The 15,416-nt window shown below is 64.2% G+C and carries 15 protein-coding genes; 10 read left to right on the top strand and 5 right to left on the bottom strand.

Features of this window, described 5'->3' with window-relative positions; genetic code table 11:
- Nucleotides 1-7 precede the first annotated feature (7 nt).
- From LQ249_RS17020 to dctM, 6 genes are all read left to right on the top strand, one after another.
- On the top strand, nt 8-1,357 hold the full coding sequence (locus LQ249_RS17020) for an MmgE/PrpD family protein (protein WP_232565704.1): 1,350 nt from the start codon (nt 8-10) through the stop codon (nt 1,355-1,357).
- Between the two features lie 9 nt (nt 1,358-1,366).
- On the top strand, nt 1,367-2,563 hold the full coding sequence (locus LQ249_RS17015) for a CaiB/BaiF CoA transferase family protein (RefSeq protein WP_079444005.1): 1,197 nt from the start codon (nt 1,367-1,369) through the stop codon (nt 2,561-2,563).
- A 14-nt stretch (nt 2,564-2,577) separates the two neighbouring features.
- Nucleotides 2,578-3,393 carry an HpcH/HpaI aldolase/citrate lyase family protein gene (locus LQ249_RS17010; protein ID WP_108524241.1) on the top strand — a complete coding sequence of 272 codons (816 nt, stop codon included), beginning with the start codon at nt 2,578-2,580 and terminating at the stop codon, nt 3,391-3,393.
- Between the two features lie 153 nt (nt 3,394-3,546).
- Nucleotides 3,547-4,530 (top strand): TRAP transporter substrate-binding protein, encoded by a 984-nt coding sequence (locus tag LQ249_RS17005; RefSeq protein WP_079444003.1) that lies wholly within the window; start codon nt 3,547-3,549, stop codon nt 4,528-4,530.
- Between the two features lie 81 nt (nt 4,531-4,611).
- A complete protein-coding gene (locus LQ249_RS17000; protein ID WP_232565703.1) occupies nt 4,612-5,244 on the top strand; it encodes a TRAP transporter small permease in 633 nt (210 codons plus the stop codon).
- Nucleotides 5,244-6,524 (top strand): C4-dicarboxylate TRAP transporter large permease protein DctM, encoded by a 1,281-nt coding sequence (gene dctM / locus LQ249_RS16995; protein WP_232565702.1) that lies wholly within the window; start codon nt 5,244-5,246, stop codon nt 6,522-6,524. Before LQ249_RS17000 ends, dctM begins: the two co-directional genes overlap by 1 nt.
- A gap of 34 nt (nt 6,525-6,558) precedes the next feature.
- Here the strand turns inward: dctM and ampC are convergent, their stop codons facing one another.
- Complete coding sequence (gene ampC / locus LQ249_RS16990) at nt 6,559-7,713, bottom strand: class C beta-lactamase (RefSeq protein ID WP_232565701.1); 1,155 nt, start codon at nt 7,711-7,713, stop codon at nt 6,559-6,561.
- A 128-nt stretch (nt 7,714-7,841) separates the two neighbouring features.
- On the opposite strand from ampC, the gene LQ249_RS16985 reads away from it, so the two are divergent.
- Nucleotides 7,842-8,720, top strand: a complete 879-nt coding sequence (locus LQ249_RS16985) for a LysR family transcriptional regulator (RefSeq protein ID WP_232565700.1) — start codon at nt 7,842-7,844, stop codon at nt 8,718-8,720.
- Nucleotides 8,721-8,785: 65 nt separating this feature from the next.
- Here LQ249_RS16985 and yghX read toward each other — a convergent pair whose 3' ends face one another.
- The 3 genes from yghX to LQ249_RS16970 all read right to left on the bottom strand — a co-directional run bounded on the left by yghX (nt 8,786) and on the right by LQ249_RS16970 (nt 11,186).
- Nucleotides 8,786-9,673, bottom strand: coding sequence for a YghX family hydrolase (gene yghX, locus LQ249_RS16980; RefSeq protein ID WP_046383639.1), 888 nt, complete (start codon nt 9,671-9,673; stop codon nt 8,786-8,788).
- A 44-nt stretch (nt 9,674-9,717) separates the two neighbouring features.
- On the bottom strand, nt 9,718-10,212 hold the full coding sequence (locus LQ249_RS16975; protein WP_232565699.1) for a PaaI family thioesterase: 495 nt from the start codon (nt 10,210-10,212) through the stop codon (nt 9,718-9,720).
- 83 nt (nt 10,213-10,295) lie between these two features.
- Complete coding sequence (locus tag LQ249_RS16970; RefSeq protein ID WP_177031455.1) at nt 10,296-11,186, bottom strand: DMT family transporter; 891 nt, start codon at nt 11,184-11,186, stop codon at nt 10,296-10,298.
- Between the two features lie 91 nt (nt 11,187-11,277).
- Between LQ249_RS16970 and LQ249_RS16965 the strand changes: the two genes are divergently transcribed.
- The 3 genes from LQ249_RS16965 to LQ249_RS16955 all read left to right on the top strand — a co-directional run bounded on the left by LQ249_RS16965 (nt 11,278) and on the right by LQ249_RS16955 (nt 13,626).
- Nucleotides 11,278-12,603 (top strand): aminotransferase-like domain-containing protein, encoded by a 1,326-nt coding sequence (locus tag LQ249_RS16965; RefSeq protein ID WP_046383636.1) that lies wholly within the window; start codon nt 11,278-11,280, stop codon nt 12,601-12,603.
- Between the two features lie 76 nt (nt 12,604-12,679).
- Nucleotides 12,680-12,892, top strand: a complete 213-nt coding sequence (locus LQ249_RS16960; protein ID WP_046383635.1) for a DUF6434 domain-containing protein — start codon at nt 12,680-12,682, stop codon at nt 12,890-12,892.
- Nucleotides 12,889-13,626 carry a CPBP family intramembrane glutamic endopeptidase gene (locus tag LQ249_RS16955; RefSeq protein ID WP_169882048.1) on the top strand — a complete coding sequence of 246 codons (738 nt, stop codon included), beginning with the start codon at nt 12,889-12,891 and terminating at the stop codon, nt 13,624-13,626. Before LQ249_RS16960 ends, LQ249_RS16955 begins: the two co-directional genes overlap by 4 nt.
- Nucleotides 13,627-13,677: 51 nt before the next feature.
- Here the strand turns inward: LQ249_RS16955 and LQ249_RS16950 are convergent, their stop codons facing one another.
- The gene (locus LQ249_RS16950) at nt 13,678-15,387 is read right to left on the bottom strand and encodes an amidase (protein ID WP_169865357.1); all 1,710 of its coding nucleotides are present in this window, start codon (nt 15,385-15,387) and stop codon (nt 13,678-13,680) included.
- Nucleotides 15,388-15,416: the final 29 nt, after the last annotated feature.

Below are 15,416 nucleotides of genomic sequence, written 5' to 3'. Positions count from 1 at the left end.
CCTGAACATGAGCCATACCCAAGCCCTGTGTCGGTTCCTCGCCGAATTGACCTATGCGCAGTTGCCCGAACCGGTGCTGGCGCGCACCGAAGACCTTTTTCTCGATTGGCTGGCGTCGGCGCTGGCCAGCCAGGGCGCGCACCCGATCCCGCTGTTTGAGCGCTACGCGCAGAAAATGGGGCCGAGCAGCGGCCCGGCGCAGGTGATCGTCAATGGCCGCAGCAGCAGCGCGTATTTCGCCGCGTTGGTCAACGGCGCCTCGTCGCACCTGGTGGAGCAGGATGACCTGCACAACAGCTCGGTGCTGCACCCGGCGACGGTGGTCTTTCCCGCGGCCCTGGCGGCGGCCCAGGACCTCGGCAAATCCGGCCGTGAACTGCTGCTGGCCGCGGTGGCCGGTTATGAAGCCGGGATTCGCATCGGCGAATTCATGGGCCGCTCCCACTACCGCATCTTCCACACCACCGCGACCGTCGGCACCTTGGCGGCGGCGGTGGCCGTGGGCAAATTGCTGGGGTTCGATCAGGAGCAATTCATCAACCTGCTCGGCAGCGCCGGCACCCAGGCTGCCGGGCTGTGGGAGTTTTTGCGCGATGCCGCCGACTCCAAGCAATTGCACACGGCCAAGGCGGCGGCGGATGGCTTGCTCGCCGCGTACCTGACGGCGGACGGGCTGACGGGCGCGCGCAATATCCTCGAAGGCGACCAGGGCCTGGCGGCCGGGATGTCCAGCGATGCCGAACCGCACAAGCTGTCCGCCGACCTCGGCCGGCGCTGGGCGCTGCTGGAAACCTCGTTCAAGTTCCATGCCTCGTGTCGCCACACCCATCCTGCCGCCGATGCGCTGCTGCAGTTGATGCAGCGTGAAGGCCTCGATGCCGCCGCGATCGCCAAGGTGCAGACCCGCGTGCATCAGGGCGCCATCGATGTGCTGGGGCGCGTCACTACGCCGGCCAGCGTTCACCAGGCCAAGTTCTCCATGGGCACCGTGCTGGGCCTGATCGCCGTGCATGGCAAGGCCGGGCTGGTTGAGTTCCACACGTTGGCACTGAACGATCCCGCCGTCTCGGCCTTTCGCGACAAGGTCAGCATGACCCTCGATCGCGAAGTCGACGACGCCTATCCGCAGCGTTGGCTGGGCCGCGTCACCGTCACCACCGAGGATGGCCGCACGCTGCACGGTGCTATCGACGAGCCCAAGGGCGACCCCGGCAACAGCCTCAGCCGCGCCGAGCTGGCGGATAAATTCCAGCGCCTCAGCCAGTTCAGCGGCGCACGCACCCCGGCCGAGGCCGACGCGTTGATCGCCAAGGTCTGGCAGTTGCGCAACACCCCGTGCATGGCCCACTGGCTTTGAGGAATCGTCATGACTGCTAATCAACGACCGCTGGACGGTATCACCGTTGTCAGCCTGGAACATGCGATTGCCGCACCCTTTTGCACACGCCAATTGGCCGATCTCGGCGCGCGTGTGATCAAGATCGAACGCCCCGGCAGCGGTGACTTCGCCCGTGGCTATGACGAACGCGTGCGCGGCCTGGCGTCGCATTTCGTGTGGACCAACCGCTCCAAGGAAAGCCTGACCCTGGACCTCAAGCAAGACGCGGCGGGCGCCATTCTCGACAGCTTGCTCGCCGACGCCGATGTACTGGTGCAGAACCTCGCACCCGGTGCAGCGGCGCGCATGGGTCTGTCGTTCGAGACGCTGCATGCGCGCTTCCCGCGCTTGATCGTCTGCGATATTTCCGGCTATGGCGAAGGCGGGCCCTACGCGCAAAAGAAGGCTTATGACCTGTTGATCCAGAGCGAGGGCGGCTTTCTGTCGGTGACCGGCGGGCCCGCTGACGACCAGATGGCCAAGGCCGGTTGCTCCATCGCCGACATCGCCGCCGGCATGTACGCCTACAGCGGCATCCTCTCGGCGCTGTTGTTGCGCGGCAAGACCGGCGAGGGCAGCCGTATCGACGTGAGCATGCTGGAAAGCCTGGTGGAGTGGATGGGCTACCCGATGTACTACGCCTTCGACGGAGCACCGCCACCGCCGCGTGCCGGGGCGGCGCATTCGACGATTTATCCCTACGGACCGTTTCCCACCGGCGACGGCGGTACGGTGATGCTCGGCTTGCAGAACGAGCGCGAATGGGCGGCGTTCTGCGACAAGGTGCTGCTCACCCCGGCGCTGGCCACGGACGAGCGCTTCTGCGCCAACTTCAAGCGCTCGGCCAACCGCGAGGCGCTGCGCCGGATCATCGTCGACAGCTTCGCCCGACTCGACGCCGAGGCCGTCATCCAGCGCCTGGAACATGCGCAGATCGCCAGTGCCCGCGTCAACGATATGCACGGCGTGTGGGACCACCCGCAACTCAAGGCACGTGACAGCTGGCGCGAAGTCGCGAGCCCGGCCGGTCCGCTGCCAGCGCTGTTGCCGCCAGCGCGCAATACGGCATTCAGCCCGCGCATGGATGCGGTGCCCGCGTTAGGCGAGCACAGCCAGGGCATTCTCGATCAGCTCGGTTATTCGGGCGAAACCATCGACGACCTGCGCGCGCGCGGCGTTATCTGACAAGGAGTGTGGTGATGCCAACGCCTGTAGTTCGTTCAGCCCTGTTCGTTCCCGGCAGCCGCCCGGAGCGGTTTTCCAAAGCGCTGGCCAGCGGTGCCGACGCGGTGATTGTGGATTTTGAAGACGCGGTAGAAGAGCCGCTCAAGCGGCAGGCGCGGGAGAACCTTGGCGCGTTTTTGCGCGCCCACTCCGACGCCCGGGTGTGGGTGCGGATCAACGCGCCGGAGCACGCCGAACACGCTGACGATGTGGCGTTCTGCAACGCCCATGCAAACGTGGCGGGCGTGCTGCTGCCGAAAGTCGAAAGTGCCGCCCAGGTCGCGGTGGTGGCCGCCGCCGGCAAACGGATCTGGCCGATTATCGAAAGCGCCAAGGGCCTGCTGGCGGTGGCCGCGATTGCCCATGCGCGGCAGGTGGAGCGCCTGTCGTTCGGCGGCCTGGACCTGGCGCTCGACTTGAATCTGAGCAGCCCTTCGCCAGCGGCTGACTTTGCCCTGGACCAGGCGCGCCTGGCGCTGATCGTGCATTCCCGCGCCGCCGGCCTGGTGGCCCCGCTGGACGGCGTCCACCCGGCCATCGACGACCCCGAAGGCCTGCGTCGCTCGATCCGGCATGCCTATGAAATGGGCTTTGCCGGCGCGCTGTGCATCCATCCCCGGCAGGTGGCGGTGATCCATGCGGCCTTGGCACCGAGCGCCGCAGACCTGGCCTGGGCCAAGCGCGTGGTGGCGGGCGGAGCCCACGGGGCAGGCGCGTATCAGATCGATGGGCAGATGGTGGATGCCCCGGTTCTGTTGCGCGCACAACGGCTGCTCGCCGCCCAGCGCTGACCGCAGCCGAAGCCAGAGGCGAGAGAGGATCTGCATTTTCGTTCGGGTTGGCGTTCATCTAGGCCGAACGCAGGTATCAAAAATTCGAAATTCACTACACGCGCCATATCAGGCACCTTGCCCTACAACACAACAATAAGAAGGTGATTTCCCATGCTCAAGCTCTCCCGGGCGCTGTTCTGCGCCGCCACCTTGTTCGTCGTGGGCCTGGCCCAGGCGGCGGACCCGATTGTGATCAAGTTCGCCCATGTGGTCGCCGAAAACACGCCCAAAGGCCAGGGCGCGTTGCTGTTCAAGAAACTTGCCGAAGAACGCCTGCCCGGCGTGGTCAAGGTCGAGGTGTACCCGAACTCGTCGCTGTTCGGCGACGGCAAGGAAATGGAAGCGCTGCTGTTGGGCGATGTGCAGATGCTCGCGCCGTCCCTGGCCAAGTTCGAGCAATACACCAGACAGGTGCAGATCTATGACCTGCCGTTCCTGTTCAACGACCTGGCCGCCGTCGACCGCTTCCAGGCCGCCCAAGGCAAGCAGTTACTGACCTCGATGCAGAACAAGAACATCCTCGGCCTGGCCTATTGGCACAACGGTCTCAAGCAGTTGTCGGCCAACAAAGCCCTGCACGAACCCAAGGACGCCCGTGGCCTGAAGTTCCGCGTGCAAGCCTCCAGCGTGCTTGAAGAACAGTTCAAGGCGATCCGCGCCAACCCGCGCAAGATGAGCTTTGCCGAGGTCTACCAGGGCTTGCAGACCGGTACGGTCAACGGCACCGAAAACACCTGGTCGAACTATGAAAGCCAGAAGGTCAACGAGGTGCAGAAGTACTTCACCGAGTCCAACCATGGCCTGATCGACTACATGGTGATCACCAACGCGAAGTTCTGGAACGGCCTGCCAGCGGATGTGCGCAGCACCCTGGAGCAGATCATGGCCGAGGTCACCGTTGAGGTGAACAAGCAGGCCGAGGCGCTGAACCAGTCGGCCAAACAGAAGATCGTCGACGCCAAGACCAGCGAAATCATCGAACTGACCCCCGCGCAACGCCAGCAATGGCGCGAAGCCATGCGCCCGGTCTGGCAGATGTTCGAAGGCGAGATCGGGGCTGACCTGATCAAGGCGGCGGATGCGTCCAACCTGTAATGCCGGGGCATACCGAGATCCCTCCCACAGGTTGATCCGGTTTCCACTCTGAAACCTATTCCCGCTTCGCGAGGTTTTGCCATGCAAACGCTCAGGCGCGTCTGGGAGCACCTGGAGGAAGGCGTCATTGCCTTCCTGCTGGCCGCCATGACCCTGGTGACATTCGTCTACGTCATGCTCAACAACATCTACACGCTGTTCTTTGCCCTGGCCGACCAGTGGGCCTGGAGCAGCTATTTTTTCAACGCCCTGGGCGACGGCACCATGACCTGGGCCCAGGACATGACCTGGAGCGTGGCGCTGACCAAGGCCATGTTCGGCTGGCTGATTTTCTTCGGCATTTCCTACGGCGTGCGTACCGCCGGCCACCTTGGGGTGGATGCGCTGGTCAAGCTGACCGGACGCCGGGTGCAGCGCTTGCTTGGGATGCTTGCCTGCCTGTGCTGCCTGGCCTACGCCGGGCTGTTCATGGTCGCCAGTTACAGGTGGGTGAGTGCGGTGATGACAGCACACATCGGCGCCGAAGACCTCGACCAGTTCGGCATCGATGTCGGCGACATCGTGCTCATCGTGCCGGTCGGTTTTGCCCTGGTGTTTATCCGCTACCTGGAAATTTTCTATCGCCTGTTCACCCACCGCCAGGTCGGGTTGGGGCTGGCCGACGAGGCCGGTGAGGCGAGCAAATTGGCCGGCGGCCATGAGGAGCGTCACTGATGGCCGTGCTCTGTCTGTTTCTGCTGTTGTTTGTGTTCATGTTCCTCGGCGTGCCCGTCGCGATTTCCCTCGGATTGTCTGGCGCGGTGTCGATCCTGATGTTCAGCCAGGACTCGGTGAGTTCCCTGGCGATCAAGCTGTTTGAAACCTCGGATGCCTATACCTTCCTGGCGATTCCGTTCTTCCTGCTGTCCGGTGCGTTCATGACCACCGGCGGCGTGGCGCAGCGGCTGATCGACTTCGCCAATGCGTGTGTCGGACATATCCGTGGCGGCCTGGCGATTGCGGCGGTGTTGGCGTGCATGTTGTTTGCCGCGTTGTCCGGTTCGTCACCGGCCACCGTGGCGGCCGTCGGTTCGATTGCGGTGGCCGGGATGGTGCGCTCCGGTTACCCGAAGGCGTTCGGCGCGGGCATCATCTGCAACGCCGGCACCCTGGGCATCCTGATTCCGCCGTCGATCGTGATGGTGGTGTATTCGGCCGCCACGGAAACGTCGGTCGGCAAGTTGTTCATGGCCGGGGTGATCCCGGGGCTGCTGCTGGGCCTGATGCTGATGGTCGCGATCTATATCGTGGCGCGCATCAAGAAGTTGCCGGCGCAGCCACGGGCGAGCTTTCGCGAGTGGCTGGCCTGCGCGCGCCGTGCGTTCTGGGGCTTGCTGCTGCTGGTGATCATCCTCGGCGGCATCTACAGCGGGATGTTCACCCCGACCGAAGCCGCGGCGGTGGCAGCGGTGTACTCGGCGTTTGTCGCGCTGTTCGTCTACAAGGACATGAGTCTGCGCGACTGTCCCAAGGTGCTGCTGGAGTCCGGGCGGCTGGCGATCATGCTGATGTTTATCATCGCCAATGCGATGCTCTTCGCCCATGTGTTGACCACCGAACAGATCCCCCAGGAAATCACCGCCTGGGTGCTGTCCGAGGGCCTCACGCCGATTGGCTTCCTGATCATGGTCAACGTGGTCTTGCTGATCGCCGGCAGTTTCATGGAACCGTCGGCGATCGTGTTGATCCTGGCGCCGATCTTCTTCCCGATCGCGATGAAGCTGGGCATCGATCCGATTCACTTGGGGATCGTGATGGTGGTGAATATGGAAATCGGCCTGGTCCACCCGCCGGTGGGCTTGAACCTGTTCGTGACCTCGGCGGTGACCGGCTTGACGCTGGGGCAGACCATTCGTGCGGCGATGCCGTGGCTGATGATCCTGTTGGCGTTCCTGATCATGGTCACCTACCTGCCGTTCATCTCGCTGGCGCTGCCGCACTGGCTGGGGATGTAGACCTCACGATGTGGGAGCCTGGCTCCCACCTTGCTCAGTGATCCAGCGCGCTCAGGATCGCATGGGCGACCTTGACCCGCTCGGCATTCGGATAGTTCTTGTTCGCCAGAATCACCACGCCCATGTCCTTGCTTGGCACATACGCCACATACGCGCCAAAGCCTGCGGTTGAGCCGGTTTTGTTGTACAGCACGTTGGCCGGTTGCGCTTGCGGCGTCGCCAGCCAATCGGGACGGTGAGGTTCCATGGCCATCGGTGTCGAGTTGCCGTCAATCAGCGCTTGCAGGGCGATGGGGTAGGGGTAGTACTCCCAGCCCAGGCCCTGGGTCATGCCGTTCACGCGGTAATAACCAGCGTGGGTACTGGCGATGGCTTGTTGCAGCGGCTTTTCCAGGGTTTGCGGGTGCAGGTTGGCGATCACATAGCGCGCCAGGTCGTGGGTGCTGGTCTTGATGCCGTAGGCTTCGCTGTCCAGTGCGCCAGGGCTTACACGGACGGGTTTCTGCTGCTTGTCGTAGCCTTGGGCGTACTCGCCGGATTGCGCGGTGGGCACGCTGAGGTGGGTGTTGCTCAACCCCAGCTTGGGCAGCAGGGTGTGCTCCATGGCGACATTGAACGGCTGGCCCAGGCTTCGCGCCGCGAGGTAGCCAAACAGGCCGATGCTCGGGTTGGAATAGAGACGTTGCGCGCCAGGGGCGTAGCTGGGTTTCCAGCGCTGGAAGTAGCCGAGCATGGCGTCGGCGTTGTCGGCGGCATCCGGAAACTGCAGCGGCAGGCCGCCGGGGGTGTACGTCGCCAGTTGCAGCAGGCTGATGCGGTCAAAGGCGCTGCCGGCCAACGCAGGCCAGTATTGGCTGGCCTTGTCCGACAGCGTGAGCTTGCCGATGGCCTGGGCGTAACCGCCCAGGGTTGCGGTGAAGGTTTTGCTCACTGAGCCGATTTCGAACAAGGTGTTTTGGTTGACCGGTTGCTGCGTTTCTTTCGATGCCATGCCGTAGTTAAAGTATTGCACCTTGCCGTTCTGCACCACCGCCACCGCCAGGCCGGGAATAGCCTGTTGCTGCATCAGCGGTTTGACGCTGGCGTCTACCACGGCCTGCAGGTCGGTGGCGGCCAGGCACTGGCCGGCGCCGAGAAACATTGCCAGCGCCGTTAAGTGACGCACTCCAAATACCGCTTGTTGGGGCATGATATCGCTTCCATGAGTATGATCGATTGAATGAACAGCCTGCGCGGGCGTGCCAAAGGTAGACAGTTCGCCGGGCCTGGGCAAATGATGATATTTCGCACCAGCCATTAGAAAAATTAGGGGCAAGCATGCTGCGTTCCCATCTGCCTCTCAATGCCCTGCGCGCATTCGAGGCCTCCGCCCGGCACCTGAGTTTTACGCGGGCCGCCATTGAGTTATGTGTCACCCAGGCGGCGGTCAGCCACCAGGTCAAGAGCCTGGAGGCGCAACTGAACGTCACCCTGTTCAAACGCCTGCCGCGTGGCCTGATGCTGACCCGCGAAGGCGAGACGTTGTTGCCGGTGCTGCGCGAATCCTTCGACCGCATTGCCCACACCCTGGGCCAGTTCGAAGGCGGGCACTACCGCGAAGTGCTCAGCGTCGGTGCGGTCGGCACTTTTGCGGTGGGCTGGCTGCTGCCGCGGCTGGCGGACTTCCAGCACCGCTACCCGTTTATCGACCTGCGCCTGTCGACGCACAACAACCGTGTCGATGTCGCCGCCGAAGGCCTGGATTACGCGATCCGTTTCGGCGCCGGGGCCTGGCATGGCACCGACGCCTGCCCATTGTTCGAAGCGCCGCTGACGGTGCTCTGCGTGCCGTCAATCGCCGAGCAGTTACACACGCCGGCCGAGCTGTTGAAGCACACGGTGCTGCGCTCCTATCGCGCCGATGAGTGGAACCTGTGGTTCCAGGCCGCCGGGCTGCCTGCCGACACCCTGGTGCCGCGCAGCATCGTGTTCGACTCATCGTTGGCGATGATGGAAGCAGCGCTGCAGGGCGTCGGCGTGGCGTTGGCCCCGGCGCTGATGTTCTCGCGACAACTGGAAAGTGATGCGATCCGCCAGCCCTTCAACGTGGGCATCAGCACCGGCAGCTATTGGTTGACGCGCCTGCAGTCACGCGCCGAAACCTCGGCGATGCTGGCGTTCAAGGCCTGGCTGACGGTGATGGCGGTGCAGGGCTGAAATTTTTCATCAAGAAGCAAAATGAAACAGTTGTCGGCGGCTAACCTCTACACATTCAGAGGCGGTCAGGCCAGGTATTTGTTGAACCACCCCAGCGTGCGCTGCCACGCCAGGTTCGCCGCCGCCTCGTCATAACGCGGCGTCGAGTCGTTGTGAAAACCGTGGTTGGCGCCCTTGTAGATATACGCTTCATAGGTAGTGCCCGCGGCCTTCAGGGCCTTTTCATAGGCCGGCCAGCCTTCGTTGATCCGCGTATCCAGTTCGCCGTAATGCAGCATGATCGGTGCCTTGATGCGCGGCACGTCCTTGGCCTCTGGCTGCCGCCCGTAAAATGACACGGCGGCGCCCAGCTCCGGGTAGGCCACGGCTGCTGCATTGACCACGCCGCCGCCATAGCAGAAGCCGGTAATCCCGACTTTGCCGGTGCTGTTGTCGTGGTGCATCAGCCACTCGATGGCGGCGAAGAAGTCGTTCATCAGCTTGGTCGGGTCGACTTTTTGTTGCAGCGCTACGCCTTTTTCATCGTTGCCGGGGTAGCCACCCACGGATGTCAGGCCATCCGGCGCGAGGGCGATAAAGCCGGCCTTGGCCAGGCGCCGGGCGACGTCTTCGATATACGGGTTGAGGCCGCGGTTTTCATGCACCACGACCACGGCGGGGACTTTGCCGGTGGCCTTGGCCGGGCGCACCAGATAGCCGCGCACCGTGCCGTTGCCCTTGGGCGAAGGGTAGGTGATGTAGTCCGCGACGATGTCCGGGTCGGTGAATTTCACTTGCTCGGCCAGCGCATAGTTGGGGCTCAGGGCGGCGAGCAGCGCCGACGCGGTGAGCCCGCCGAAGGTGAACAGTGCAGCGCGGTCGAGAAACTCGCGGCGGTTGATCTTGCCGTGGGCGTAGCCGTCGTAGAGCTCCAGCAGTTCGGGGGCGAAGTCTTTCGCGGTGAGACGAGTCATCGGTGCAGTCCTCGATTAGCGGTGCCAGTCAATGTAGACCAGGATCACGCGTTGCGAGCGTGGGCGGCGGCGGCCAGTTGCCCGGTATCGACGCGCACGAACACCGAATCGCCGATCGCCGTGAGCACATCGCCGGCGTATACCTCGCAGACCACGCGGCTTTTACGCCCCACATCGCCCTCGACCCGGGCACGCAAGGTCAGCGTGACACCCATGGGCGTGGGCTTGATGAATTTGATCCCGAGATGCCCGGTCACGCAGTCGATACGCGGCAGGCTGCCGGGTTCGCGTTGTTCGGCGCGGTAGTGGTAGGCCATGGCGGTCCAGTTCGAGTGGCAGTCCACCAGCATGGCGATCAGGCCGCCGTAGACCAGATCCGGCCAGCCGCTGTATTTCGCTTCCGGTTGGTGCTCGGCGACCACGTGAACGCCGTCGGCATCCCAGCGGCTCTTGATATGCAGGCCGTGGGGGTTGTTGCCGCCGCAGCCGTAGCAGATGCCTTCGGGGGCGGTGGTGTCTTGCAGTGACGGGGTGTGCATGCCAAGTCCTTATTGTTCTGGGAGGGGACTGTCCTGTTTAACAGGACGCGCGCCGGATGGGAATAATGCCATCGCCGCAGACGCTAGCGCGCAAACCGCTTGGCTCCGGCCACACAGCCGATCACCGCGACTGTCACCAGCACCATGCCCAGGCTGACCTGCTCATGCAGCAGGCCCGCCGCCAGCGCCAGGCCGAAGAACGGTTGCAGCAACTGCAACTGGCCGACCGCGGCGATGCCGCCCTGGGCCAGCCCGCGGTACCAGAACACAAACCCGATCAACATGCTGAACAGCGCCACATAGCCCAGGCTCAGCCACGCCGGCAGGCTGATGCCAGTGAAGGTCGGCGGCGCGAGCATCAGGCTCAATGGCAGCGCCACCGGCAACGACACCACCAGCGCCCAACAGATCACTTGCCAGCCGCCCAGGCTGCGCGACAGCTTGGCGCCCTCGGCGTAACCCAGGCCGCACACCAGCACCGCCAACAGCATCAGCACGTCACCGGCCGGGGCGGCGCTCAGGCCCTGGGCGACGGCATACCCCATCACCAGCGCGCTGCCCAGGATCGAAAACAACCAGAACACCGGGCGTGGCCGCTCACCGCCGCGCAGTACGCCAAAGAGCGCCGTGGCCAGCGGCAACAGGCCGATAAACACGATGGAGTGCGCGGACGTCACGTATTGCAGGGCCAGCGCCGTCAGCAAGGGGAAGCCGATGACCACGCCGAGGGCGACGATGACCAGGGGCAGCCATTGCGCGCGTGTTGGGCGTTTTTCCTTGAAAAAAGCCAACAGGCACAACGCCAACACGCCGGCCAGGGTGGCGCGCAGCAGGGTGAGGAACACCGGTTCGAATTCCATCACCGCCAGGCGCGTCGCCGGCAACGAACCGCTGAAAATCACCACGCCGATAAAGCCATTGATCCAACCCTGGGTGCTGTTGGCCAGGGGATTGAGCGGTGAGGTCTGTTCCATGAAGGGGGCCCGAAAAAAGGAGAGGTTGCGTGCGGGCCATGCTAGGCAGGAAGATTAAGACAATCAAAAAATTGTCATGGATACATCGCCCATGCCCCGCGCCCGTTACAAAAACCTGGTCGACACCTTCGCCGAGGACATCCGCAGCGGCAGGCTGTCGCCCGGCGAGCGTCTGCCCACCCATCGGCAATTGGCCGCGCGCCACGGCCTCGCGCTGGTCACCGCGAGCCGCGTGTACAGCGAGCTGGCGGCGATGGGCCTGGTCAGCGGTGAAACCGGCCGCGGCACCTTCGTGCGCGAGATCTCGCTGCCGCCGGGGCAGGGCAGTGGGCAGATGAGCGTGGCGCCGGGCATGCTGGATCTGAATTTCAATTACCCGTCATTGCCGGGCCAGGCCGAGCTGCTGCGCACGGCATTGCGTCAACTGGCGCTGTCGGGCGATCTGCAAGCGTTACTGCGTTACCAGCCCCACGCCGGGCGCCAGCATGAACGCGCGGCGGTGGCGCGCCATCTGCTGAGTCGAGGGCTGACGGTCGAGGCCGATCAGGTGCTGCTGGTCAGCGGCGCGCAACATGGGTTGGCCGTGACGCTGATGGCGCTGCTCAAACCGGGGGATGTGATTGCCGTCGACGCGCTGACCTATTCAGGCTTCAAGGTGCTGGCCGAGACCCTGCACCTGGAAATGCTGGCGATCCCGCTCACCGCCAGCGGCCCCGACCTTGATCATCTGCACAGCCTGTGTCGCAAGCATCCGGTCCGCGCGGTGTATAGCATGCCGACCGTGCATAACCCGCTGGGTTGGGTGATGAGCCTGGAGCAACGCGAGCAGTTGGTAGCCATCGCCCGTCAGCACAACCTGATGATCATCGAGGACGCGGCCTACGCATTTCTGGCAGAACACGCGCCACCACCGTTGGCGACCCTCGCGCCGGAACGCACGGTGTATGTCGGCGGCTTTTCGAAAAGCGTCGCCACCGGCCTGCGGGTCGGCTTTGTGTCAGCCCCGGCGGCGTGGGTGAAGGCCCTGGAACGCAGCATCATGGCCACGACCTGGAATGTGCCGGGGGTAATGAGCGCGATTGCCGTGGCCTGGCTCGACGACGGCACGGTGGCTCAACTGGAAGCACAGAAACGCCAGGATGCCCGGGCGCGACAGGCATTGGCGGCGCAGGTGCTGAAGGGGCTGACGTACATCAGCCATCCTTCGTCGTATTTTCTCTGGTTGCCCCTGGCGGAAGAGGCCCGCGCCGATCAGATCGCCATGACCTTGCAGCGCGAAAATATCGCCGTGTCCACCGCCGAACCGTTTGCCGTATCGGCCCATGTACCGCATGCGCTGCGCCTGGCGTTGGGCTCGGTGGACATGACGGCGCTGCGCGAGGCCTTGCTGGCGGTACGCAAGGTGGTGGCGTGGTGACGCTATCCGGCACTTCCTGCTTAACTGGCACATCGCTATGCTACGGCGAAAACAACAAACCGCCTTGTGAGAAAACATGGACTTTAATTGGCACAGCGACCCCATCACCCGCAGCACCCCGATCACCCCGCGCTACAAAAACACCCAGAACGTGCGCCGTTTCATGCTTGAACACTGCGGCCCGGGGTTTAAGTTCGACCGCGCATTCATGGCCTGGATTCGCAACGATACGGCCAAAACCCTGGGCGATATGGTGGATGAGTGGCAGCGTCGAAACGCCGGCTTATGATTACTCAAGGCATGGCGACACTGGCTAACTACGGCATCCATTTGACGCCAGGCCTGCTGCTGTTCGGCGCGTGGTTCGCGCTCACACCCAGGTCGATGACGGCGATCCGCATCCTGATTCTGTTGGCGGCGTTTGTGCTGATGCGCGATGCGATGACGCCGTTGCGCATGTGGGCGCTCAGTGACGATGTGCAGATAGCATTCACCGCCAACACCTTTGTGCTGGCGGCGCTGGGCGGACTATCGCTGTTGCTGGTTGCCGGGCTCGCGTGGGTAGCGCCGGACTTGTCGCGGCTGGTCTTGTGGTCCAAGGGCAATTGCGCCGTCGGACTGGCGAGGGGCCTGGCGGTGGGCTGCCTGATCGGCGTACCGCTGCGGCTTTACCAGGGCGTGGATACGCAAGCGATCCACGACTACTGGGTGTGGTTGCCAGGCATGGTGGTATTGGCCTATGGCGCCAATGCGTTGGAAGAGGTGTTGTTTCGCGGTTATCTGCAGGGGTATCTGGAGCAACAACTGACGCCACTGCGGGCGGCCTTGATCAGCGGCGTGGCGTTCGCGGCCTGTCATGCGTTCCTGGCCCTGAGCGTCACTCAATTGGGCTGGCCGGTGTTGCTGTTTACCCTGATCGAAGGGCTGGCCTGCGCGTTGTTGCGCATGCGTCATGGTGTGTTGGCCGCGACGCTCGCCCATGGCACGGCGATCCTGTTGATTGCCGTGCCTCTGGTTGCCTGAGTGAGCAGCGCAACCAGGTGGGAGCGGTGGCTCCCACCGTTGGACCGCGCGTCAGCGTGGCGTGAGCGCCGGCGTGCGCGGCGGAACCAGGCGTTTGCTGCCGGTGGCTTCATACGCTGACGCCAGCTGCAGCAACCTGGAGTCATCGTAGGCGCGCCCGGCAAAGGTCAGCCCGACCGGCATGCCGATATCCGCCATCACGCCCATCGGCACGGTAACGGTCGGCACGCCCAAGTGGCGGATGGCAAGGTTGCCGTTGGCCACCCACACGCCATTGCTCCAGGCGATGTCGGCGGACGCTTCGTTCACATCGGCATCGGCAGGGCCGACGTCGGCGACGGTGGGGAAGATCACGGCATCGAGGCCGAGCTTATCCATCCAGTCTTCGAGGTCGATGCGCCGGGTCTGTTCGAGGCCGCGCAGGCCGTCGGGCAGGGTGCTGATCTGGTTCCACGGGGTGATCCCGCGTTGGGCCATCCGCACGTATTCGTCCATGCCGGCGGCCAGTTCGTCTTCACGGTTGGGCAAGGTGCCGGGGTCATGGGGGAAAATCTTCGGCCCGTCGACATCCGCCAGGCGGTTCAGGTTCGGGTCGTTATTGGCGCGCAGGAAGTCATCGAAGGCCCATGCGGACAGTTCCCACAACTCATCGTGGAGGAACTCCTTGGACACCAGGCCACGGGTAAACACCGTCGGTGCGCCCGGGCGGTCGCCTTCGCAGTTGGACACCAGGGGGAAGTCCACTTCGATGACTTCGGCGCCGGCCGCTTCGAGGGCCTGGCGCGCGGCTTGCCACAGGGCGATGACGCTGGCGCGGGTGATGATCTTTTGCCCGGTCGGGCCACCGATGCCGGGTTTCTCGCTGGTGCCGGCGTCGGGGTCGGCGTTGATGTACATGCGCGGTACGCCAAAGCGTTTTCCGGCGAGGGATGCGGCGGTCGCGGCCAGTTCAGCGTAAGCCGCCGGGCGCACCGAAGCGACGCTGGGGATGGGCACCCAAGGTTGCAGGCGCCACAGGTCGCCGCGGGTGTCGGGGTCTTCGGCGACCACCACGTCGAGTACTTCCAGCAGGTCGGCCATGGTGCGCGCATAAGGCACCACCACGTCCATGGTGGGGGTCAGCGGCCAGTTGCCGCGCACCGAAATCACCCCACGGGACGGGGTATAGGCACACAGGCCGTTGTTGGACGCCGGGCCACGCCCGCTCGACCAGGTTTCTTCCGCCAGACCGAATGCCGCGAAGCTCGCGGCAGTCGCGGTGCCGGCGCCGTTGGACGAGCCGGAGGCAAACGGTGCCGTCAGGTAGGCGGCGTTATACGGGCTTTCCGCGCGGCCGTACACGCCACGCTGCATGCCGCCATTGGCCATCGGCGGCATGTTGGTCTTGCCCAGGCAGATGGCACCACCGGCCCGCAGCCGTTCGATGCTGAAGGCGTCGCGCTGGGCAACCAGTTTGGCGAACGCCGGACTGCCGGACGCCGCCGTGAGGCCCTTGACCAGGTAACTGTCCTTGGCGGTATAGGGAATGCCGTCGAGCGGTCCCAGCGTTGCGCCCTTGGCCCGGCGCGCATCGGACGCCTCGGCTTCGTCCAGGGCCGCGGGGTTGCGCACCACCACGGCATTCAGCGCGGTCGCGGTCTGCGCGCCGTCGTAGGCGTCGATCCGCGCCAGATAAGCCTGGACCAGTTCGACGGCCGTGGTCTGGCCGGACTCAAGCGCCGCGCGCAATTGGGCAATGGAGACTTCGGTAACTTGCATCAGGTTTTTTTCGCCGCCTTCAAGTGGGGGTA

This window comes from Pseudomonas sp. 7-41, assembly GCF_021233075.1.
Lineage (GTDB): Bacteria > Pseudomonadota > Gammaproteobacteria > Pseudomonadales > Pseudomonadaceae > Aquipseudomonas > Aquipseudomonas veronii.
Note: the sequence above shows the minus strand (reverse complement) of the source record. Positions and strands in the feature narration are given on the sequence as shown.